The sequence below is a fragment of the Ginsengibacter hankyongi genome, from assembly GCF_008710285.1.
Taxonomy (GTDB): domain Bacteria; phylum Bacteroidota; class Bacteroidia; order Chitinophagales; family Chitinophagaceae; genus Ginsengibacter; species Ginsengibacter hankyongi.
Genome location: NZ_VYQF01000003.1, coordinates 311,335 through 332,950, shown reverse-complemented (window position 1 = coordinate 332,950; position 21,616 = coordinate 311,335). Strand labels below are relative to the sequence as shown.

Below are 21,616 nucleotides of genomic sequence, written 5' to 3'. Positions count from 1 at the left end.
CTATAACAGCTTTCTTCTCAAGACAACTCACTTCTTAACATTTCATAAAAATCCTTTTTATAATTTTGTCTCGTATATGCATAAAAAATTATCATGAGAAAAATTATATACCTGTCATCAATACTGTTTTCTTTATTGCTGGCAAACTGTACGCAATCCCAAACGAAAGATGCTCCTCAAAAAAATGAAACAAAGCCAGCTAATAAATTTCCTGATCCTCAAAAAGTTTCTGCAAATGCAAGTTTCCCAATGAAACTATCAGAGAGTGAATGGAAGAAGAAATTAACGCCTGAACAATATCATATTTTAAGGGAAAAAGGCACTGAAATTGCCGGCACCGGTAAACTTGATCATTTTTATCAAAAGGGAACTTATTATTCGGCTGCATCTCTTCAGCCCGTTTTTAGTTCTGATACAAAATTTAATTCAGGCACCGGCTGGCCTAGTTTTTATGCACCAATAAACCCAGATGCGGTTAAACTTGTAAAAGACGAAAGTTTTGGAGAAGTAAGATGGGAAGTAGTAGATTCAAAATCAGGTTCACATCTTGGGCATGTCTTTGATGATGGCCCTGCACCTACGGGTAAACGTTATTGTATGAATTCAGCTGCTTTAATATTTGTACCTGAAGGCGGTAAACCGCCAGTCGCTTCAAAATAAATTTGTTTTAACCGAATAATACTTTCATAAAGAGAAAACGGAACTAACAGTTGATGCCATAAATGTAAGAACTGCTTTTTACAGCATTACTAAATTAAAAAAGCTTTCCGTCAATACCGGAAAGCTTTTTTATTAAACAGACTTTGCGTTAAATGATTATCCGAACAAACCGCCTTTCTTAAATGCGCGAACTCCTTCGCCAATTTTAAAGCCGTTATTATAAATTTCAATCTTGTAATTACCAGTTTGGAAATTGCTGTTCTGGGTCCATTCAACAGTTACCGGTTGTTTTTGCCCTTGCACATAATTGATCTGTACCTTTTTTGTAAATGGTTTTTCTGTTCCATCCCTGGTAACAAATTTTCCGGAGCCCAGTGCATCAACCACCACGGGGTTTCCATCGGGAGAAGTAATACAAACATAAATGTCTTTCATGCCGCTTTGAGTTATCCTGTTTTCATCGATGTCAAAAGATATTCTTAATTTATCAACTCTTTTAGCAGTGGTAGTTACTTTTTCTTTACCGCCGCTTTTTTCCTTTAATCCCACAATATTAAAGTTGGAGGCATGTAAAGTAGATCCGATATCAATTACATTTTCTTTCTGCTTAATAACCTGGCTTGCCGAGTCGTAATTCTTATTGGCAATATCCCTTTCCTGTGTAACCTGTTGCTTTTCCTGAGTTAGTTGAGTATTCTGAGTTTTTAATTCCTCTATTTGTGCTGTATAGGTTTCAATATTGCCTTTCAACTCAGCTACCAATCTCCTTGCTTCGGCAAGTTGAGCAGCAGTTGCATTCTTGTCGTTGATTATTTTTTGCACTTTACTCCTAAGCTCTTCAATATCTTTATCTTTTGTTTTTAAAAGACTATCAGCTTTTACGTTTGAAGTTTTCAGAACATCAAGCCTCAGGGCTGCATCGTTTAATTCACGCTGGAGCTCATTTTTGGAAGAATCGCTGTTAACAATCTGCGTTGTAAGATCCTGCTTTTCCTGCTTGGTTTTATTTTTGTCGTAAATTATATAGCCCCAGGTTGCGAGCAACGCAACTATCAATATACCTGTTAAAACATTCCGGTTGTTATTTTTTACAACAACTGTTTTTTCGCCGGGCTTATCACTTTCGGGGAAATTCTCGTAACTCATATTTAAGATTTTTTTTAAAGATAAACATTATATTTTTTCCAAAACCATGCCAAACCAATTTTATGTTTTTCAATTTGTTTATTAATTAATAGGTGAATAATTGTAAAATTTTATCTTTGGAAAATGAGTGGACTAAGTATACTCTCTGAGTGGAAAAAAAATATTTTTAAACCATTATACTGGCTTGAAGGTGAAGAAGAATTCTATATCGATGAATTGATGGATTATGCCGAAAAGCAAATCCTCCCCGAAGGAGAGGCAGAATTTAATCTCAGTATCTTTTATGGCAAAGATGCCAACTGGGCGGATGTTTTAAACTCCTGCAGGCGGTACCCTATGTTTGCTGAAAGGCAGGTTGTTCTTTTGAAGGAAGCACAGCAGATGAAAGACATTGACAAACTTGAAAGTTATATTGAAAAGCCTTTAAACTCCACTGTGCTGGTCGTTTCTTATAAAGGTAAAACCATTGATGGCAGAAGCAGGATTTCCAAACTGATAAAAAAAAACGGGGAAGTGTTTCTGTCAAAAAAAATATATGAAAACCAGTTGCCGTCATGGACTAACGGATACGTACAATCGAAAGGATACCAGATTACACCCAGGGCTTTAACATTGCTGGTGGACCATATTGGCAACGATTTAAGCAGAATTGCCAATGAGATTGAAAAACTATCCATTAACCTTGGATCTGAAAAAAACATTACAGAAGATGATATTGAAAAATATATCGGAGTAAGTAAAGAGTATAATATTTTTGAGCTGCAACATGCGTTTAGCAAAAAAGACCTCGCAAAGGCCATCCGGATTATCCAGTATTTTGAAGCCAATCCCAAAGCGGCGCCCATTCAACTGGTATTGCCCTCTCTCTATAATTACTTTACAAAAATATTAGTCATTTACCAGATGAATGACAAGAGTGAAAAAGCGCTCAGGCCTATATTTTACAACAACCCTTTTTTGGTTCAACAGGCTATGGATATGTTGATGAATTATTCTTACGTGGAAGCCGAACAGGTAATTATGCTACTGCATAATTATAACTTAAAAAGTGTTGGAATAAAAAATTATGGTGCTTCCGGTAGTTCATTAATGAAAGAAATGGTTTACAAAATAATTAAAGGAGGGACTTATAATTAATGCGTTTTGATTAACTAATTATGAAACATTAACTACACGAATTACAGGAAGGCTGTATTCTTTATTTAATTCGTGTAATCAATATTAATTTTTATTTAAAACTTGTAATGTATTTATCTTATCAATTGCCAGTTGTTCTTTCAGCGCTTCGAGTCCGTCGAATTTTACTTCATCTCTTAAAAAATATTTCACATAAACTCGTATATTTTGATCATATATCGTTTGATCAAAATCAAAAATGTTTACTTCGATAACCGTTTTGGTACCTCCCACTGTGGGCCGTGTACCAATGTTCATCATGCCTTTAAGATGTGGCATGTTGGATGTACGTTGTACGATGCTATTATCCTGTAAAATAGTATCTATTTCTAACTCTACCGCATACACGCCGTTTGCAGGAATGAGTTTATTTTGATTCGTAACTTCAATGTTTGCTGTTGGATAACCTAATGTTCTTCCCAGCTTATTTCCTTCAACAACTTTCCCTTCAAAAAAATACGTATAGCCTAAGTATTCATTTGCAGTATTAATATCTTTTTCTTCCAGGGCATGCCTTATTTTAGTTGAACTGATAATTATATGATGCAACACATGCTCGGGAATTTCTTTTACTTTAAAATTGAATATTGACTGGTAAGCTTCCAGCAATTTATAATCTCCCTGCCTTTTATTTCCAAACCGGTGATCGTAACCAATGATGATAGAATGCGGATGAAATTTTTCTACCAAAAAGTTTTTTATGTACTCTTCTGCAGTTTGTTCAGAAAATTCCACGGTGAAAGGAACGATTACAAGATGATCAATATTTTGTTTTTGCAAAAGCTCAATTTTCTCAGAAAGAGTATTGAGCAATTTGATCGCCGTTTTGCTTCCGTCCGGTTTAGTAATAATCATTCGTGGATGTGGATGAAATGTAATAATCACCGTTTCTCCGTCAACCAGCCCGGCTTCTTTTTTAAGCTGGTTAATTATCTGTAAATGCCCCGTATGAACTCCATCGAATGTGCCAATGGTAATAACGGCATTTTTAAAAAGTGGTAAGTTATTTATATCACGATGTACCCGCATAAGATGAACGCAAGATAAATGATAATTGAATTTGAAAATGTAATATCAATCTTCAATCTTAATTTTACCGTCCCGATAGCAATCGGATTAACTCGTTAACTAAATAAAGCCTTTAAATTAAGCAATGTCTCTTTATTCCAAACGCGGTGTTTCTGCCCAAAAAGAAGAAGTTCATGCTGCAGTAAAAAATCTCGACCAGGGAATTTTTCCGAAAGCATTTTGTAAAATTTATCCTGATTACCTGGGAGGTGATGATGACTTTATAAATGTGATGCATGCCGATGGAGCAGGCACGAAAAGTATTCTTGCTTATTTGTATTGGAAAGAAACGGGTGATGTTTCTGTATGGAAAGGCATTGCACAGGATGCCGTGGTAATGAATCTTGACGATCTTTTGTGCGTGGGAATTTATGATAATATTATTTTTAATTCAACCATTGACAGGAATAAAAATTTAATTACGGCAGAGGTGCTGGAACAGGTTATAAACGGAACACAGAACTTTTTTGATTTGATGAAAAGTTTTGGTATCAACATCCATTACCTGGGCGGCGAAACAGCAGACGTTGGTGATGTGGTAAGAACAATTGCGGTTAACGGAACAATGACGACTAGATGGCCGAAGTCAAAAATTATTTCGAATGAAAATATTAAACCAGGAAATGTAATTGTAGGATTAGCATCGTTTGGACAATCAACTTATGAAAATACTTATAACAGCGGAATAGGAAGCAACGGCTTAACTTCTGCAAGGCATGACATGCTGAATAAATATTATGCACATAATTATAAAGAGAGCTATGATAATTCTTTAAGTGATGACGTTGTTTATATTGGCAAAAATAAAATTGCAGACATAAAGCAAATTCTCTCGCCAACAAGAACCTATGCGCCTTTAATTAAAAAATTGCTGCAAAATAATTTTGATAAAATCCATGGATTAATACATTGTAGCGGTGGCGGACAAACGAAGTGTTTAAAATACATTCCTGAAAATGTACGCGTGATAAAAGATAATTTATTTGAGCCGCCTCCAATTTTCAAAGCGATACAGGAAGCAAGCGGAGCCGATGATCGCGAGATGTACCAGGTATTTAATATGGGTTGCAGGATGGAGATTTATACCGATGAAAATTTTGCTGAAACAATAATTGCTGGGGCAGCTTCATTTAATATCGACGCACAAATTATCGGAAGGGTAGAAGCAAGTGATAAAAAAACTTTGGTAATTAAAAATAAAAGTGGTGAGCTGACTTTTTAAAACTATTAACCTTTTGGAAAGTCTAGAACTTTCCAAAAGGGTTATAATTAATTATTTTTTTTCAGGGTTTGTTAGTGTTACCGGTTGTAACCGGTAAGCTGCAACAGTATGATCATTTTGAGTTGCAGGAATCCATTTTGGGCCCGTGCGAATTGCATTCATTGCAATCTGTGCTAAATGAGTATCTTTCATCGTTGTTGCTTCTACGTTAGTTACACTTCCATCGGTATTTACTATAAATTTCACTACACACGTTCCATAATCTTTTGTTGTAAAGGAATCTATTGAAGCTTTTACTTCACCAACGATATATTTAACCCAGGCCTCCTGCCCACCTGGAAATTCTGCTTCATGCTCAACTTTGGTGAAGACTTTATTGGGAATAGTATCTGAGTTTTGGTTAATGTTGGTTTCAGGATCATTCTTTTTTTCAAAAGAATTATCCTTTGGTTTTAGTGTTATTTCTATTGCACCATTTTTTCCCTTATCGCCATATTTACTCACTGCACTTTCACCTTTTAGTACAGTTATAGATTTCGTAGCGTCGGGAGAAACTGTATTCAATTTATCTTTTGGAATTTCTTTTCCATCAACAAAATAGATTGGATCAGGTTTGTTAGAACTATCTTTGTTAGATGCCGTCGTCGCTGGAAGAGAATTTTGTTTGGGAGCACCCGGTGTACCAAGAGTTTTTAGCCCTGGCCTTGGTGGTGGCGGAGGCAAAATAAATCCGCGTTTATCTGATTCTTCTTTTGTAATAATTTCTTTTGTGCCATCGTTATAGCTTACCAAGATATTGTTTAGCTTAGGACGTACTTCTATTCCAGTTACTTTTTTGTTTTTATAATACATTGTAGGAATACTGTCACTTTCTACTTGAGTAATTGTTGGTTGTCCTGCATTTTGCTCTGCATATTTTTCAATGCCATCTAAAATATTTCTTGCAATTTTTTCCTGGTTGCTATTTACTGTAATGAATGCTTCATCGGCAGGTGAGGTAATGTAGCCGCATTCGATTAGCGCCGCGGGGCAGATATTATTGTCGAGTACCCAAACGCCGTTAGTTCTGATGCTGATGGTACTTTCCGTTGTGTATATTTTTTGCAGCTCATTTATAATAGCTGATGCAAGTAACTTATTCTTCTGGCTGTTATTTTTGTCAATTATTACTGAGAAGCCATTTTCGCTGGTATTATCTTTATCCGCAGCATTTGTATGAACCGATATAAATAAATCCGAATGATTGGCTCTTGCAAATTCAACCCTGTCTTTTACGTTCATAGATACATCACCGTTTCTTGAGAGTAAAATTTTAATATGATCATTTGAATTTAACTCAGCTATTTTTTTTGCAATAGCAAGATCAATATCTTTTTCTTTAAGCCCGCTTGCAGAAACAGCGCCATTATCATCTCCGCCATGGCCTGCATCTATAACAACTGTAATAGTTTTACCGCTATAACCATCCGCACTTTTTAACGGCGTTACTTTTAATGTAAACGCGAAAAATATAATGGCGGCTAAAGGTAAAACCAGGAGCCTGCTTATGTAACTTACTTTTGGATTTTTATTTTTTGTAAACATAATTAGTCTTCTTTTTAAAGGTGAATGAAAAAAATTGTTGGTTATTGAAAATTGTTGACCCGGGTAAACTGTTTGTAAAATCATTTCAGCAAAAGCATTGATATCACTGTCTTCCACCGCTTCTTTGTCTGCTATAAATTCGTGTATCATACTTAATTCTTTCCTCATAAGCCAGAAGAAAGGATTCATCCAAAAAAATATTAGTACTATGTTCATAAATATTTTATCATAAGAATGTTTCTCTTTTACATGGGCGATTTCATGATTGAAAATCTGCTGCCCTTGCGTCGAATGAAGGTCAATAGCGTTGTTCCAGAAAATAGAATTGAAGAATGAAAATGGAGTTCCTTTTGCGTCGGTAGAAATAAAACTGATTCCTTTCAACTTGGTTGCGGGGTACATTTTCTTTAGCCGGTATATTTTATACAACGCAAGAAAGAAGATAGATAGAAATGCGATTGTAATTAAAAAATAAAGGGCTGATATGATACTTTCTGAATTAAGCTGGAGGCCACTGTGCCTGCTGTATTCTATAATTATTTCGTCGCTGCTATTTATAGTTTGCAACATTTTTACAACAGCGCCTTTATCTTCATTTGATGATTGAAAAATATTTATTTTCATTACCGGTACTATCAAAGACAGTACAACGGCAGCCAATAAATAAAAGCGGTTCCACCGGTGAAAAATTTTATTGCGGAGCGCTAAATAATAATAACCGCACAATATACCGGAACATATAATTACTTTTAATAAATACCAGGCAAGTGTTATCATAAGTTTTTATTTACCTTTTTTTAATTGTTTCAAGAGCAATTCCAGTTCTTCAATGCTCAGGTTATTTTCTTTTACCATTGAAGAAACCGCATTGGAAAAGGAGCCGTCAAAATATTTTTTTACAAGCGACTTCATGCTTCCTTTCGAGTACACATCTTTATTTACCAAAGGATAATACTGGTGGTTTCGGCCAATGATATTTACGCCGGCAAAATTCTTTTCTACCAATATTTTAAGTATTGTGGACACTGTGTTTTGGTGCGGCTTTGGGTTCGGTAGTTCATTTATTATTTCTCTCAGAAAAGCTTTTTCCATTTTCCAGATCACCTGCATTATCTGTTCCTCGGCTTTAGTCAACGTCTTCATAACATTAAATTTTTGTTTCTGGAACAAATATAAACTAAAAATTTAGTTTAACAACTAATTCTTTAGTTTTAATTATTATTTTTTTAACACTTGTGTATTATTTCTTTTTAATAAAATATAATTATACAATTAACTTTGCCGCATTGGAGAAGACTACTTTTTAATAAGATAATATTATGGCCGAAGCAATTGTTGAATTACGAAATGTAAATATTTATCAGGGCGAGTCACTTATTTTACAAGATGTAAATATAACTGTGAACCGTGGTGAGTTTGTTTACTTAGTAGGAAAAACCGGCACCGGCAAATCGAGTCTTTTGAAAACTATGTATGGCGATCTTACTTTGAAAGAAGGCGAGGGGGTTGTGGTAGGGTATAATCTGTCAGAGCTTGATTGGAAAAAAGTTCCTTACCTGCGCCGTAACCTGGGAGTTGTATTCCAGGAATTTCAGTTGCTTACCGATAGGAATATAAATGAAAATCTAAAATTTGTTTTGAGGGCAACAGGATGGAAGGATAATAAATTAATGGATGAAAAAATTGCTGATGTGCTTGATAAGGTTGGGCTTAAAACAAAAGGTTTTAAAATGCCTTTTGAGTTGAGTGGTGGCGAGCAACAAAGGGTTGACATTGCACGTGCCTTGTTAAACTCGCCCAAACTTATTCTTGCTGATGAGCCCACCGGCAATCTTGATCCTGAGACCTCCGATGAAATTATGCAACTGTTATTTAACATTAGCCGGGATTATGGAACTTCAATTATAATGGCCACCCACGATTACCCGGTAATTAATAAATTTCCTGCAAGAACTATAAAAACAGAAAGAGGTAAAGTTTGGGACAATGCTACCATATCCATCGGGTAAGCTGGAGTGCATTTTCATGATTGTTATACGCAGTTTCTAATATTTTTTTTCTTTTATCAATTTCATTTTGTGTAAAAGGTTTTTGAAATAATTCTGTAATTATTTTTTTATAGTCTGATGCGGAATTTGCAATAATGCAAAGCGGTTCAACATTATTTTTTTCAATTGCCGACTGGGTTGTAATCACATACCTTCCTTTAAAAAGAGCGTTCAATAATTTTATTTTGATTCCTGTTTTATTGAATGAAGGCAAAACATGTATATGAGCTTTTCGTATCATGTCATCCATTTCTTTTTTTGATAGATTGGCGGCAATACAAAAGTTGTCGTTGTTATGTGTAAAAGCTTGTAAATACCGCGATGGATTTTTGCCTGCAATAACAAAAGGAATATCCAAAGTATTAAAAACATTTTTCATTAACCATAAAGCCGCTTTTTCATTTTCGGGGACTGATAGATTTCCATGATACAGGCAAAAATTACCAGTACCTATCTCCGATGTTACCTCGGTGAAGGCCAGGAATATGGGGAGATATTCAATATTTTTTGCCGCGAACTTTTGTTGATAGGTTTCCTTGTCTTTTTCGCTTACTGCAATGAACATACATTTGTTGGCAATTTTATTTTCATACTTTTTTAAAAGAAAACTTTCGAGGCGGTAATAATTTTTCTTGAAGATATTGCTGGTTGCCTTTGAAAGTTCTTTATAATATTCAAACTCAACGTTGTGAAGCCTGACAAGTATTCTCCTGTTTGTTAGTTCACGGGTATATAAAAAATAAGTGCAATGAATTCCCTCCAGTAGAACAGGATAATCATCTTTTAAAAGATTGGTTAATAATAATGGGTTGGCCCGTGAACTAACTATAAAGGGCAGACGAAACGAAAAACCTTTGAGAAAACTTTTCCTTTCATAATAATTTACAGTTTGGCAATATTTATTAAGTTCTTCCTGCTCCCCACGCCCATATTCAAAACAATGCAGGTGAATTTTTATACCCAGGCTGTAAAGTGCCTTTATTTTATAAAACAGGTCAAACACGCCGCCATAATCAGCAGGATAAGGCACATCGAGGCAAACTATATGAAGGTTTGAATGAAGAATTGTTTTATCGTTTGATGGTTGAATTGATGTTCTCATAAAAGCTGATTAATTTTTTTTCTTCCCTTTGCCAATGGTACACTTCGCGGGCTTTAATGCAGTTTTGTTGCAGGCGCCGATACAACTGATCATCATTAAGCAATAGATTTAAAGAATTTTCAATTGCTATCGGGGACAGGCTATTTATTAAAAGCGCTACTTCAAACTCTTCATTTATTTTTTTGTATTCCGGGAAATTCATCGTAAGCTGGGGAACCGCATAATGAATGTAATTAAAAAATTTATTGGCCAATGATAAGAATTGATTCAAGCCGATTTGTTCAACAAGGTTTATTCCAATGTATGCATTAGGCGTCATCGTATTTAATTCATCCGGTAAAAATTTCCCTGCGAATAATATTTTATCTCCTAAATGATGTTTAGTCACTAATGAACGGGCGGCATCTGAGAAATTTCCATCACCGTAAACGAATAGTTTTGCATTTACACTCTTCATTGCGGGAATTAAAAACTCAAATCCACGCCCCTCATTTACGCTTCCCTGGTAAAGAATGATTTTTTCTTTTTGATTAATAGTCTCCAATGGTTTTAATACAGGTACATTTCTTATTACTTCGTAATTAACTTTATAATTTTTATGAAATTCTTTTGCGATTCCTTCGCTTACCGTATATCCATTCAAGAATTTTGGAACGAATGTTCGTTCAACAAAATGCCATATTTTATAAATACCCGGGCGGGTTATAATTTCTTTTTGCTGCGAAAAATATTCGTGTGCATCATACACTTTTATTTTTTTTAAAATAAAAGCTGCAAAATAAACAGGAAGCATTGTGTCAAGATCTATACAACAAAAAGCATCAGTTTTTTGGAATAAAAGATAAAAGAACAGTTTTACATTGTATTCTAAATAAAAGCCAAATCCTTTTTTGAAGAAAAGCCGGATTCTTTTTTGAGTATATTTTTTTAATTGGAGATCGGAAGAATTTCCAAATTCAACGCCAATAATTTTTACGTTGAATCCTGAATTAACAAGGCTGTTACATATTCGTATCATCCGTTGGTCATAATTAAGGTCGTTGGTAACGCTAAATATTACTCGCATTTATTTGTTGAATTACTTTCTTAAATAAGTTTTGATTTGTGAAATCATACTGTTATGTACCGAATACCACTTCTTGTTTAGTTTATCATCTGCCAGGTTATCGTTGTGCCATATGCTTATAAAAGTTCCGTCCACTTTTTTTACTTCTTTTAAAAGATTTAATATTTCAACTAAGGCCTTTGCCGGAGATATTTTAGAATAGTATATAAATGAGGCCTCCATACAGGTTATAGGATATATTTTCAATGCGGTAATTTTTTCATTTTTTAAATCGTAGAAATAGAACGGCTTACAGGTTCCGGCTCTGAAACCCGGCAGTTGAGCGAACCCCATCGAATAATCTTCAGTGATTCCGCAGCTTAAAAGTGAATTGTATGTTTCAGGAAAAGTAAACTTTAAATAATGCTGCCTGCTTTTGGTAATTGTTTGGGCTGATATATTTTCAAGTCTTTCTTTTTCAGCGGCTATTTTTCCAGCTATTATTGAAGAATAATAGGAGGGATGAATACCAATTTCACTGAAGGATCTTATTTGATTAATTAAATTTTTCATGACAGGATTGTCGTACCTGAGATTTCTGTCATAAACTGAATTATCGCCAAGTAAAAAAAAGAAAATTGACTGCAAATTATTCAGGGTTATGGTTTTATGTAAATAATTATAAGTGTCCCAGGGGTCATTACATTTATTATGTAGTGTTTGAAACCTGGTTTGAATATTTTTAAAATCCAACTTTAATAGATCTTTGATCGTACTGCCGGCATTTCTTTTAAAACTTCTGCCTTTGAATTTATATGCCACATCAATATCGTAAGTTACAATTGCTTCAAATTTTGAGGATTTAAATTTTAGAGACGGGAATTTTTTTTGTAAAAGATTTTTAAAAAGTCCTATCCATTTGTCAACAATGGGAATTTGTAAAAAATTATTTTTGTAAGCCAAGCTATCCTCGGCTTTAAATCTTCCGTATTTATCGGGAGTAAATTGCAAATACTCTTCATAACGACTGAGCATATAAAATGCAGCAGAAAAAATATCAAAGCCCACGTTGCATTCTTCACTATTAGAAAACAGAATTTTTATCTGATCTTTTTCCGAAACAGGAACTTCAAAATCCCTTATGAAATTTTCAGTTAAGAATGGGGCGGCCTTTATAAAAAATTCATCGGCAATTCGGTTGGCAGAATAGTTAATTTTTTCTTCTGTATAATTTTCAAAGAAGGCAATATTATCAGTTGTGTTATATCTTATTCCAAATTCATTTATAAAAATTGTGTCAAAAATATATTGAGTGCGTGAAGAAATTTGCGGTAAATATATAAGTAACATAATGCAGTATAATTAAATTACCCTTTAGTTTTTAATAATTGTTTTGCCGGTTTATTTTTTCTTTTTGCAAAAGTAATTTGTGCCATTTCAATTATCATGCAAATACGCATAATTTTCAATGTCAGTAAACTTTATATTTGCTCTGGTTAATTAAAATTCTTATACAAAACAATAGAATATGCAAAAGGGTTTATCTCTGTTAGTTTTAATGATATTGATATCATATCAAAATACTTTTTCGCAATATCATACAGATAAAAAACTGGAAAACAAACTTCATGCATTGATCGATTCATTTCATGGAACTGCCGGTATTTATGTGCGGAATTTAAAAACCGGTAAGGAGGTGGCGATAAATGCAGACACTATTTTTCCAACCGCAAGCATAGTTAAATTGCCCATTCTTATTGGAATTTTTAATAAAATTGAAGAAGGCGAATTTACATATCACCAACCGATGCTGTACCGTGATTCGATGGCTCATGGAGGTTCAGGCCTTATGCAATATTTTAAAGATAGTTCTAAAACGGATTTAAGTAATGTCATTACGCTTATGATTACTCACAGCGATAATACAGCAGCAATCTGGTGTGAAAAGTTGGCAGGAGGTGGACTAACTATTAATGAATGGTTGACGGAACATGGCTTTCAATCGACACGATTGAATTCGCGTACGCCTGGCCGTAAGAATAATTATGATGAATATGGCTGGGGCCAAACAACGCCGAGAGAAATGGCTGATTTATTGGTTATGATTCGCCAGGGTAAAGCTGTAACACCGGCAGCAAGCGAACGAATGTACCGGATTTTAACCCATGTGTATTGGGATGATTATGCGCTATCGAAGATTCCGCCGTATGTTCAGGTTGCTTCTAAGCAGGGGATGGTGGATGCATCACGTTCCGAAGCGGTTTTGGTAAATGCACCGCATGGTGATTATGTTTTTTATATTGCCACAAAAAATAATGTTGATATAAAATGGGAGCCCGGTAATGAAGCATGGCAATTGGCCCGTAAAGTTTCGGCATTAATATGGAACTACTTTGAGCCGCATTCTGGCTGGAAACCCGCAGATCGAGTTGAAAAATTTTGGTATTAAATATAATGCTTTTCCTTATAATGAGAATTCCGTTATAAGGTGTATTATTGTTTCGTCTATTGAATCTGATCTGATTATGGAATCAAATTTAAATGCGTTTGATGAAGAACAGCGCACGAGGCCAACACTTCTTACTGTTCTTTGTATTCTAACATTCATAGGAAGTTCATGGTTGATTCTTACAAATATCTGGGCTTATACAACGGCTTCAAAGACCTCCCGGATGATATCGGACATAAAAAATAAAGCGGAAAATAATTCAACAAAAAATATAGACTCTCTTAATGCAGAAAATATTGATACGCTTAAAACAAAAAATGCAGGCTCCCCGAAAAAAAAAGTGGGACACTCAAATGGATTTTTGTTCAGACAAAAAATGATGTCATCTGTTTCAAAAATTATGACTGAAGAAAATATCCGGAAAAACGCATTGGGTGCAATCCTGTCTGCTATAATAACTTTAACCGGGGCTATATTAATGTGGCATCTTAAAAGAGGTGGTTTTTATTTATATATATTGGGGACTTTAATTGCCTTATCGGTGCCGTTTTATCTATATGGAATAAATGTGATGTCATTTGGTATTGCATTTTTTTCTGGTTTTTTTGGACTCCTTTTTATTGCATTGTATGCGCTGAATATCAGAAGTCTCCGATAAAATTTATTTTTTAAGACTCTATAACAATGGGACTGCTTGAAATTAAAATTTAATTATTACCTTTGCAGCCAATTATAAATCTATTTTAATAAAATGTCTTATTTAACATCGGAAATGAAGGCGGAAAAGTTCACTGAATTTGGTGGAAGTGCCGCAAATACAGGGTCTATTGAGGCCCAGGTTGCTTTACTTACAGAAAAAATTAATCATATTTCTGACCATCTTAAATCCAATAAGAAAGATTTTAGTACTCAGCGTGGGTTAATGCAAATGGTTGGAAAAAGAAAAAGTCTTTTAACTTACCTAAGTAAGCATAATCTTACAGGTTACCGTGCTTTAATTGAAAAGTTAGGACTTCGTAAATAATTAAACATTTAATGATTTTGAAAGCTTTTCCCAACTGGATTTCACAGTTGGGATTACTTTTTTACAACTAATACGAACAAATTATATGACTCCAAATCCCATTTCAGTTACTTTCGATATAGGAGAAGGCCGCATGGTGACTATTGAGACCGGTAAGCTTGCCCGCCAGGCAGATGGCGCAGTTACGGTGCGTTTAGGCGACTGCGTTATACTTGCAACAGTTGTTGCCAATAAAGAGCCAAAAGAAGGTCAATCTTTCTTTCCATTGACAGTAGATTACCAGGAAAAATTTGCATCGGCCGGCCGCATTCCGGGCTCCTTTTTCAAAAGAGAAGCGAGGCTAAATGACTATGAAATATTAACTTCAAGGCTTATTGACCGCGCCTTGCGTCCTCTATTCCCTGAAGATTATTTATGTGATGTTCAGGTACTTGTGTCGCTTATTTCAAGTGATCCTGAAGTTATGCCCGATGCTATGGCTTGTCTCGCAGCTTCAGCAGCTTTGGCTGTTTCAGACATCCCTGTCCAGGAAATTATTTCAGAAGTACGCATTGCTAAGGTAAATGGAGAAATGGTCGTTAATCCGAGCCGCACACAATTAGCCGAGGCAGATATGGACTTTATGATTGCCGCTACTGATCGCAATATAATGATGGTAGAAGGAGAAGGAAAAGAGTGCCAGGAAGAAGATTTAGTGAAAGCAATTGAATTGGCGCATAATGTCATAAAAATACAGGTGAAGGCTCAGGAAGAATTAAGAGATAAAGTTGGTGTAAAGGGGAAACGCGAATACACAAAACCTTATCGTAATGAAGAACTATATGCAAAAATAACCACGTTTGCAAAAGATAAAATGCTCGCAATAGCATCAAAAGCATCTGCGAAAAATGAAAGACAGGAAGCTTTTGAAAATCTTCTAAAAGAAACCACAGAATTTCTAGGTGAGGAAATTCCTGATGAAGATAAGTCACTTATAAAATTTTATTTCGGTGAACTTCAATACAATGTTGTTCGCGATATGATTTTGGCAACAAATAAGCGGCTTGATGGAAGAGGCCTTGAAGATATTCGCCCGCTTACTATGGAAGTGGATTATCTTCCCTCACCGCATGGCTCTGCTTTGTTTACGAGAGGTGAAACCCAATCGTTAACAACAGTAACACTTGGAACTCCGCTTGACGAATTGTTGGTTGAAAGTGCCGCCAGCAGCGATTATTCAAAATTTATTCTGCATTATAATTTTCCTCCCTTCTCAACAGGTGAAGTAAAAATGATGAGAGGTGTAGGAAGAAGAGAAGTGGGGCATGGTAATCTTGCACAACGTTCTCTAAAACAAATTTTACCAGGTAGCGATTATCCCTACACCGTTAGAGTGGTAAGTGATATTCTTGAAAGTAATGGTTCATCTTCAATGGCTACGGTTTGCGCTGGTTCGCTTGCTTTGATGGATGCAGGTGTTCCCTTTAAGAAACATGTAAGCGGCGTTGCAATGGGATTGATTTCAAAAGAAGGAAAGTTTGCAATACTTACAGATATATTAGGTGATGAAGATCATTTAGGTGATATGGATTTTAAAGTTACCGGAACAAAAGAAGGAATTTGCGGGGTACAGATGGATATAAAAGTTGATGGCCTAAGCATGGATATTATGCGCAAGGCGCTTGACCAGGCTAAAAGAGGCAGATTGTTTATTCTTGATGCAATGTATCAATGTATTCCTGAACACAGGAGTGATGTTAAGCCACATGCACCCAGAATGGAAAAATTAATTATTGATTCAGAATTTATAGGTGCCGTTATAGGACCCGGTGGAAAAATCATCCAGGAGATTCAAAAAACTACCGGTGCTACGATAAATATAACTGAAGTTGGTAAAACTGGTGAAGTAAGCATTTTCTCAGCTAATAAGGAAAGCCTTGACCAGGCTGTCGCATGGGTTAAAAGCATTGTTTCGGTCCCTGAAATTGGGGATGTTTATGAAGGCACTGTAAAAGGCATTAAGGAGTTTGGGGCCTTTGTAGAATTCCTTCCGGGAAAACAAGGGTTACTTCATATCTCAGAAATAATGTGGAAGCGGCTTGATAGTATGGATAATGTTTTCCACGAAGGTGACAAAGTAAAAGTTAAGCTTATTGGTGTAGACCCAAAGACTGGGAAATTTAAGCTAAGCCGTAAAGCGTTAATACCTAAACCTGAGTCAAATCCCGCAACAAAACCGTCAGGAAACAATTAATCTTTTTGTCAATTTAATAAGTAAGCTTGTAGAATTCTGCAAGCTTTTTTTATGAAAAAATTTATTAAAATAGAAGTTGAACCGATTTCATTGGAAGGGAGTGACATACTAATAGCAGAGTTGTCCGAAAATAATTTCTATGCCTTTGAGCAAAATGATAATGATTTAATTGCCTATATAAAACAAGAGGATTTTGATGCGACGAAATTGGTCACGCTCTTACCTCCAGGTATAGCTTATAAATATTCAATAATTGAAGACAGAAACTGGAACAAGGAGTGGGAGAGTAATTTTCATCCTGTAATCATCAATGATTTTGCAGGAATAAGAGCATCGTTTCATAAACCGTTGCAGAATGTAAAACATGAAATAATCATTACTCCAAAAATGAGTTTTGGAACTGGTCATCATGCTACTACTTTTTTAATGATTGATTTAATGCAAAAAATTAATTTCAACAACAAAAAGGTTTTGGATTTTGGAACAGGAACCGGCATACTGGCAATTCTTGCGGAAAAATTAGGCGCAGCCTCAATCTTAGCAATAGATAACGATGAATGGAGTATTAATAATACTTCCGAAAATATTATAGCAAATAATTGCAATCGGATTATTACCGAGGAAAGAAATACTATTGCAGGCATTTCCAACGTTGATATTATTCTTGCCAATATAAATTTTAATGTATTGACAGAGAACGTAAATAACTTTTCAATGTTGCTGGAACGTAACTCAGTTTTATTACTAAGCGGTTTTTTAGAAGGTGATGAAAAGAATATTATTTCAACATTTGTTAAAAATGGATTTACAAAAACACATATGGGTGAAAAAGAAGGGTGGATTGGAATGGTGTTTAAAAAACAATAATTTTTTTGGCAAAATTATAAGCCCAGGAGATTTTTTTTAAGTTATATTTGTCTACTTTACAATAAATTATGAAAGAACTAATCCTCATCATAACTGCGTACCTTATCGGATCTATTCCTACAGCCTTAATTATAAGCAAATCCTTTTTCGGCGTGGATATAAGAGAATATGGTAGCGGTAATATGGGTGCTACAAATACTTTCAGAGTACTTGGGGCAAAGTTTGGAACTATCGTAATGGCTGGTGATATGCTAAAAGGAATTCTGGCAGTTGCGCTTTATAATCTTTTGCCTTATTATCTCACCAACGAGTTAGATCGTACCAACTTAATGATTGGATTAGGGCTTGCTGCTGTGTTAGGGCACATTTATCCTATTTGGGCACAGTTCAGAGGCGGTAAAGGTGTTGCTACTTTATTTGGAATGCTTCTGGCAATTCAACCGGTTGTGGCCGCAAGTTGTGTTGGTGTATTCTTATTAGTTCTATTTCTAACCCGGTATGTGTCATTAAGCTCTATTCTTGCAGGAGTTGCGTTGCCTATCTGTGTTTTATGGGTTTATAATGAAAAGGAAGTTTTTTACAGAGTATTTGCGGTTGCGGTTGCAGCTCTTGTTGTATTAACGCATCAAAAAAATATCAGTCGTCTTTTAAAAGGAAATGAGAACAGAGTTCCCATCTTAAAATACCGCGATAGAAAAAAAATGCGCAGGAAAGACTCCTGATACATTATTTCTCCCCTTACTACTTAGGTTAATTAGGATCATATTATACAACCCTAACGGATGTATTTTAATCTATTAATAAATTGGTACGCCAATTGATTAGTTATGACAAAATTGAAAACTATGAAAATGAAAAATATATTTCTCCTCTTAGTAATAAGTTCAATATTTATTACTGCTTGTACAACCAATGCAATAACAGGACGTAGCCAGCTATCTCTAGTGTCTGAGGAAAGCCTTCAAAAGGAAGCTGTAACTCAATATAATTCAATTCTTTCGAAAAATACAGTAGTGAGCAATACAACTAATAAAGATGCTGAAATGGTAAAGAGAGTTGGAAAACGTATTGCTGCTGCTATTACAAAATATTATAGTGATAAAGGATTGTCGAAAGAACTTGCGGGATATAATTGGGAATTTAATCTTATAGACAGTAAAGAAGTAAATGCATGGTGCATGCCGGGTGGAAAGGTTGCCGTATACACAGGTCTCTTACCTGTTACCCAGAATGAAGCGGCATTGGCTATTGTGTTAGGGCATGAAATTACCCATGCTGTGGCCCACCATGGACAGGAAAGAATGAGCCAGGCATTGGTTGCCCAAGGCATAGGCTTAACAGGAGACATATTCACATCCGGAAATGGACAAGCCAATAATATCTTTAAAAGCATATATGCACCGGGTGCACAAGTTGCGGTGTTATTACCTAATTCAAGGAAACAGGAATATGAAGCAGACCATTACGGGCTAATATTTGCTGCAATGGCGGGTTACAATCCAAGAGAAGCTGTGCCTTTCTGGACAAGAATGGCCAGTTTAAATTCCGGTTCGAAAACCCCGGAGATATTAAGTGATCACCCCTTAGATGCTAAAAGAATTGAAAAAATTAAAACATACATGCCTGAAGCTTTGAAGTATTACCAGCCTATAAATTCAAAGTAGTTTTTTTAAATTTATATCGATTGATATGCCTTGCCTTTATCGGCAGGGCTTTTTATTGGCTGAAAGGAATATTTTCCGTAATTTTGCACAGTCTTTTCTGCATCTTGGTCTTTTAAAGAATTAATTCCAACCCAATGATTTACAGAGATGCAGTTATGTAGGGCATATTTTTAACCTTAAAATTTTTCTTCGCTTATGTCTCAAACATTGTTTGAAAAATTACAATTAGAGGATGAAAAAAATCTATTAATTCAAGGCCTTCCTTCTACGATTGAAAAACAGTTTTCAAAACTTTCATTTTCGAAAAACGTTACTCCACTTTTAAAAACCCGGAAAATTGATTTTGCTCTTGTTTTTGCTTTAAATTCAAATCAGTTGTATAAAATTCTTTCGGAAGTTTGTCCGGCATTGCAAGCCACAGGAAAGTTGTGGATTGCCTATCCTAAAGCAACTTCAAAAATTACAAGTGATTTAAACCGCGATTGCTCGTGGAATTATTTAACTGAACAGGGTTTTGAAACAGGAGAAATTGTTGAAATGGATTATGTATGGAGTGCCCAACTTTTCACTAAAGCGGAGGCCTGTGAATGCATGGAGCCTTCTTCTGTTATTCAAAAGTTTAAAAGTTCATCGAAAAGAAAAATGGTAGAAATAGAAAGTTATTAGAAAAAATAATTTCTATTTATAGGTACTTTTTTAAACTGCGGGTTTTTTAAACCTGTTTAATGTTATAAATAAAATTGATACAACCAGGAATGCCAAAAGCATTCCTGCGCTATTTATGAGTGTTTTATTATATCCAATTTTGGAAATATCGATGAAGGGATAAGGATAAAACGATGAATAATATCCACGTATTAAAACAAGTATCAAATAAATGAATGGATATAATATCCACGCCAAAACGCTTTTCCCGGTGATTTTTCCTTTTGGCGTAAAGAATACCCACAGTGCAATAACTAATGCCGGGACAATAGAATGAAGTAATTCATCAACAACCCACTGAAGGCCTTCGGGTTTCCATAAAAAACGCAAAATTATATTGTACACGATACCTACAATTGTGATGTACACAGTGATAGCCGTAAGCGTACTTTGTTTTTAAAAAAACCTTTTCAGCTTTAAATTGAATTTGCATAGAAGGGCTGTACAACAAACGGCCACAATGAGATTGGTAAGAATAGTAAAAAAGCTAAAATACCTTATAATAGTTTCCGGCAATGCAGTAACCCTGTTTTCGATGATGAGGTAAAACTGACTGATCAAAGCGAACCATCCAAAAACAACAATTGCTAATAAAAGTGCTTTTAATGAATTTGTAATGTGCATACTGGACTAAGTTTGCTTTTTTAAAAATATTTTTTATTGGATAATTTCAATATTATACAAGGATTTGATCATCTCTTTTAATATTAAATTACAGTATTAATTCAGAATAATAAAAAAGCCGCTCATTACCAATGAGCGGCGAAATATTTATTAAAAATAAATTTTATTTTTTTAAAATAACTGTGTCAGCTACTGCTGTTTGACCTAAAACCACGGAAACATTTTGTTGTGTAGCCTTAAAGGAAGTGTCTTCGGGTAGGTATGATAGTGAGTAAGATCCAGAAGGAATATCATTAAAAAAGAAATTTCCATTTAGCGTATCGGTATAAGTGGATGCAACTGTATCCATACCATTAATTGCATAAATTGCTGTTCTTACGGAATCAGGAAGAACTACGCCTTTTAAATTACCTCCTGACGGAACGAAGGAGATAACTCTTATTACGGGCTTTAAAATATATTTACCACTATTACCTGCTTTAACAATAGATTTTCCGGCGTCGAAATCTAAAATTAAACGATACAACTGGCCACCTGTTACATCCTGATTGATCTGAACCTTTAGACCGGATTGTTGGGCGCTGGGCGTGGTAAGACTAATTTTATCACCACTATTGGTTATGATGTAATTATTATCTCCCAATAATAAGCGTATTTGTGAAATCTTACCAGCCGGTATTTCTGCGTCAGCAAGAATAGTATCCTTGCCATTGGTAAGATCCAATAAATTATACTCCCCCGTATGTGCGTCTGCTACACTGGTCCAATTGGAGTCACCCATATTGATAAGGACGTCTTTAACATCAACCCAAACTTCCCTTACGTCTGGATCAGGGCTATCAGTTAAGCGAATCTGAACTTTTGACTTTCCAGTATTATTTGCATCCCTTTTACTACAGGAAAAAATTAATATGCTACACAACAGGCACATTATTAACGATAGACTAACTTTTTGAGAATTTACTTTCATAATTGATTAATTTAATACGGAATATTTTT

Annotated in this window: 20 protein-coding genes and 1 pseudogene; 12 read left to right on the top strand and 9 right to left on the bottom strand. The window is 35.1% G+C overall.

What is annotated here, in order from left to right:
- Positions 1–93 precede the first annotated feature (93 nt).
- Positions 94–660: a peptide-methionine (R)-S-oxide reductase MsrB gene (gene msrB, locus FW778_RS13735; RefSeq protein WP_235906256.1), complete on the top strand. Its 567-nt coding sequence runs from the start codon at positions 94–96 to the stop codon at positions 658–660.
- A 156-nt stretch (positions 661–816) separates the two neighbouring features.
- On the opposite strand, the gene FW778_RS13730 is transcribed toward msrB, so the two are convergent.
- Positions 817–1,806 carry a GumC domain-containing protein gene (locus tag FW778_RS13730; protein ID WP_150415328.1) on the bottom strand — a complete coding sequence of 330 codons (990 nt, stop codon included), beginning with the start codon at positions 1,804–1,806 and terminating at the stop codon, positions 817–819.
- Positions 1,807–1,929: 123 nt separating this feature from the next.
- On the opposite strand from FW778_RS13730, the gene holA reads away from it, so the two are divergent.
- Positions 1,930–2,943 (top strand): DNA polymerase III subunit delta, encoded by a 1,014-nt coding sequence (holA, locus tag FW778_RS13725; RefSeq protein ID WP_150415327.1) that lies wholly within the window; start codon positions 1,930–1,932, stop codon positions 2,941–2,943.
- Between the two features lie 84 nt (positions 2,944–3,027).
- Here the strand turns inward: holA and FW778_RS13720 are convergent, their stop codons facing one another.
- Entirely contained in the window at positions 3,028–4,011 is a 984-nt protein-coding gene (locus FW778_RS13720) for a bifunctional riboflavin kinase/FAD synthetase (RefSeq protein WP_150415326.1), read from the bottom strand.
- 124 nt (positions 4,012–4,135) lie between these two features.
- Here FW778_RS13720 and FW778_RS13715 point away from each other — a divergent pair, with 124 nt between their 5' ends.
- Positions 4,136–5,272 carry an AIR synthase-related protein gene (locus FW778_RS13715; protein ID WP_150415325.1) on the top strand — a complete coding sequence of 379 codons (1,137 nt, stop codon included), beginning with the start codon at positions 4,136–4,138 and terminating at the stop codon, positions 5,270–5,272.
- A 51-nt stretch (positions 5,273–5,323) separates the two neighbouring features.
- Here the strand turns inward: FW778_RS13715 and FW778_RS13710 are convergent, their stop codons facing one another.
- The gene (locus FW778_RS13710; RefSeq protein ID WP_150415324.1) at positions 5,324–7,633 is read right to left on the bottom strand and encodes an N-acetylmuramoyl-L-alanine amidase; all 2,310 of its coding nucleotides are present in this window, start codon (positions 7,631–7,633) and stop codon (positions 5,324–5,326) included.
- 6 nt (positions 7,634–7,639) lie between these two features.
- Positions 7,640–7,999 carry a BlaI/MecI/CopY family transcriptional regulator gene (locus tag FW778_RS13705; RefSeq protein WP_150415323.1) on the bottom strand — a complete coding sequence of 120 codons (360 nt, stop codon included), beginning with the start codon at positions 7,997–7,999 and terminating at the stop codon, positions 7,640–7,642.
- A gap of 176 nt (positions 8,000–8,175) precedes the next feature.
- On the opposite strand from FW778_RS13705, the gene FW778_RS13700 reads away from it, so the two are divergent.
- On the top strand, positions 8,176–8,865 hold the full coding sequence (locus FW778_RS13700; RefSeq protein ID WP_150415322.1) for a cell division ATP-binding protein FtsE: 690 nt from the start codon (positions 8,176–8,178) through the stop codon (positions 8,863–8,865).
- Here the strand turns inward: FW778_RS13700 and FW778_RS13695 are convergent.
- The 3 genes from FW778_RS13695 to FW778_RS13685 are packed head-to-tail and all read right to left on the bottom strand — an operon-like array spanning position 8,846 to position 12,401.
- The gene (locus tag FW778_RS13695; RefSeq protein WP_150415321.1) at positions 8,846–10,006 is read right to left on the bottom strand and encodes a glycosyltransferase; all 1,161 of its coding nucleotides are present in this window, start codon (positions 10,004–10,006) and stop codon (positions 8,846–8,848) included. The genes FW778_RS13700 and FW778_RS13695 overlap by 20 nt on opposite strands.
- The gene (locus FW778_RS13690; RefSeq protein WP_235906255.1) at positions 9,975–11,072 is read right to left on the bottom strand and encodes a glycosyltransferase; all 1,098 of its coding nucleotides are present in this window, start codon (positions 11,070–11,072) and stop codon (positions 9,975–9,977) included. Before FW778_RS13690 ends, FW778_RS13695 begins: the two co-directional genes overlap by 32 nt.
- 12 nt (positions 11,073–11,084) lie before the next feature.
- The gene (locus tag FW778_RS13685; protein ID WP_150415320.1) at positions 11,085–12,401 is read right to left on the bottom strand and encodes a polysaccharide deacetylase family protein; all 1,317 of its coding nucleotides are present in this window, start codon (positions 12,399–12,401) and stop codon (positions 11,085–11,087) included.
- Positions 12,402–12,579: 178 nt separating this feature from the next.
- On the opposite strand from FW778_RS13685, the gene FW778_RS13680 reads away from it, so the two are divergent.
- The 8 genes from FW778_RS13680 to FW778_RS13645 all read left to right on the top strand — a co-directional run bounded on the left by FW778_RS13680 (position 12,580) and on the right by FW778_RS13645 (position 19,954).
- Positions 12,580–13,500 carry a serine hydrolase gene (locus FW778_RS13680; protein ID WP_150415319.1) on the top strand — a complete coding sequence of 307 codons (921 nt, stop codon included), beginning with the start codon at positions 12,580–12,582 and terminating at the stop codon, positions 13,498–13,500.
- 76 nt (positions 13,501–13,576) lie between these two features.
- Positions 13,577–14,158 (top strand): hypothetical protein, encoded by a 582-nt coding sequence (locus FW778_RS13675; RefSeq protein WP_150415318.1) that lies wholly within the window; start codon positions 13,577–13,579, stop codon positions 14,156–14,158.
- A gap of 93 nt (positions 14,159–14,251) precedes the next feature.
- Positions 14,252–14,524, top strand: a complete 273-nt coding sequence (gene rpsO / locus FW778_RS13670; protein WP_394349799.1) for a 30S ribosomal protein S15 — start codon at positions 14,252–14,254, stop codon at positions 14,522–14,524.
- An 85-nt stretch (positions 14,525–14,609) separates the two neighbouring features.
- Entirely contained in the window at positions 14,610–16,757 is a 2,148-nt protein-coding gene (locus FW778_RS13665; protein WP_150415317.1) for a polyribonucleotide nucleotidyltransferase, read from the top strand.
- 51 nt (positions 16,758–16,808) lie between these two features.
- The gene (gene prmA / locus FW778_RS13660; RefSeq protein WP_150415316.1) at positions 16,809–17,624 is read left to right on the top strand and encodes a 50S ribosomal protein L11 methyltransferase; all 816 of its coding nucleotides are present in this window, start codon (positions 16,809–16,811) and stop codon (positions 17,622–17,624) included.
- Positions 17,625–17,692: 68 nt separating this feature from the next.
- A complete protein-coding gene (gene plsY / locus FW778_RS13655; protein ID WP_150415315.1) occupies positions 17,693–18,346 on the top strand; it encodes a glycerol-3-phosphate 1-O-acyltransferase PlsY in 654 nt (217 codons plus the stop codon).
- Between the two features lie 129 nt (positions 18,347–18,475).
- On the top strand, positions 18,476–19,288 hold the full coding sequence (locus tag FW778_RS13650) for a M48 family metallopeptidase (protein WP_150415314.1): 813 nt from the start codon (positions 18,476–18,478) through the stop codon (positions 19,286–19,288).
- Between the two features lie 195 nt (positions 19,289–19,483).
- Complete coding sequence (locus FW778_RS13645; protein WP_150415313.1) at positions 19,484–19,954, top strand: hypothetical protein; 471 nt, start codon at positions 19,484–19,486, stop codon at positions 19,952–19,954.
- Between the two features lie 30 nt (positions 19,955–19,984).
- On the opposite strand, the pseudogene FW778_RS23150 reads toward FW778_RS13645, so the two are convergent.
- Positions 19,985–20,374 (bottom strand): annotated as a pseudogene (locus FW778_RS23150) (Pr6Pr family membrane protein); the annotation flags it as partial.
- A 406-nt stretch (positions 20,375–20,780) separates the two neighbouring features.
- Positions 20,781–21,587, bottom strand: coding sequence for a DUF4382 domain-containing protein (locus FW778_RS13635; RefSeq protein ID WP_150415312.1), 807 nt, complete (start codon positions 21,585–21,587; stop codon positions 20,781–20,783).
- Positions 21,588–21,616 lie beyond the last annotated feature (29 nt).

Bases quoted from the DNA above. Each gene is read 5' to 3' on its own strand.
- msrB (WP_235906256.1), top strand. From the start codon at position 94: ATGAGAAAAATTATATACCTGTCATCAATACTGTTTTCTTTATTGCTG.
- FW778_RS13730 (WP_150415328.1), bottom strand. From the start codon at position 1,806: ATGAGTTACGAGAATTTCCCCGAAAGTGATAAGCCCGGCGAAAAAACA.
- holA (WP_150415327.1), top strand. From the start codon at position 1,930: ATGAGTGGACTAAGTATACTCTCTGAGTGGAAAAAAAATATTTTTAAA.
- FW778_RS13720 (WP_150415326.1), bottom strand. From the start codon at position 4,011: ATGCGGGTACATCGTGATATAAATAACTTACCACTTTTTAAAAATGCC.
- FW778_RS13715 (WP_150415325.1), top strand. From the start codon at position 4,136: ATGTCTCTTTATTCCAAACGCGGTGTTTCTGCCCAAAAAGAAGAAGTT.
- FW778_RS13710 (WP_150415324.1), bottom strand. From the start codon at position 7,633: ATGATAACACTTGCCTGGTATTTATTAAAAGTAATTATATGTTCCGGT.
- FW778_RS13705 (WP_150415323.1), bottom strand. From the start codon at position 7,999: ATGAAGACGTTGACTAAAGCCGAGGAACAGATAATGCAGGTGATCTGG.
- FW778_RS13700 (WP_150415322.1), top strand. From the start codon at position 8,176: ATGGCCGAAGCAATTGTTGAATTACGAAATGTAAATATTTATCAGGGC.
- FW778_RS13695 (WP_150415321.1), bottom strand. From the start codon at position 10,006: ATGAGAACATCAATTCAACCATCAAACGATAAAACAATTCTTCATTCA.
- FW778_RS13690 (WP_235906255.1), bottom strand. From the start codon at position 11,072: ATGCGAGTAATATTTAGCGTTACCAACGACCTTAATTATGACCAACGG.
- FW778_RS13685 (WP_150415320.1), bottom strand. From the start codon at position 12,401: ATGTTACTTATATATTTACCGCAAATTTCTTCACGCACTCAATATATT.
- FW778_RS13680 (WP_150415319.1), top strand. From the start codon at position 12,580: ATGCAAAAGGGTTTATCTCTGTTAGTTTTAATGATATTGATATCATAT.
- FW778_RS13675 (WP_150415318.1), top strand. From the start codon at position 13,577: ATGGAATCAAATTTAAATGCGTTTGATGAAGAACAGCGCACGAGGCCA.
- rpsO (WP_394349799.1), top strand. From the start codon at position 14,252: ATGTCTTATTTAACATCGGAAATGAAGGCGGAAAAGTTCACTGAATTT.
- FW778_RS13665 (WP_150415317.1), top strand. From the start codon at position 14,610: ATGACTCCAAATCCCATTTCAGTTACTTTCGATATAGGAGAAGGCCGC.
- prmA (WP_150415316.1), top strand. From the start codon at position 16,809: ATGAAAAAATTTATTAAAATAGAAGTTGAACCGATTTCATTGGAAGGG.
- plsY (WP_150415315.1), top strand. From the start codon at position 17,693: ATGAAAGAACTAATCCTCATCATAACTGCGTACCTTATCGGATCTATT.
- FW778_RS13650 (WP_150415314.1), top strand. From the start codon at position 18,476: ATGAAAAATATATTTCTCCTCTTAGTAATAAGTTCAATATTTATTACT.
- FW778_RS13645 (WP_150415313.1), top strand. From the start codon at position 19,484: ATGTCTCAAACATTGTTTGAAAAATTACAATTAGAGGATGAAAAAAAT.
- FW778_RS13635 (WP_150415312.1), bottom strand. From the start codon at position 21,587: ATGAAAGTAAATTCTCAAAAAGTTAGTCTATCGTTAATAATGTGCCTG.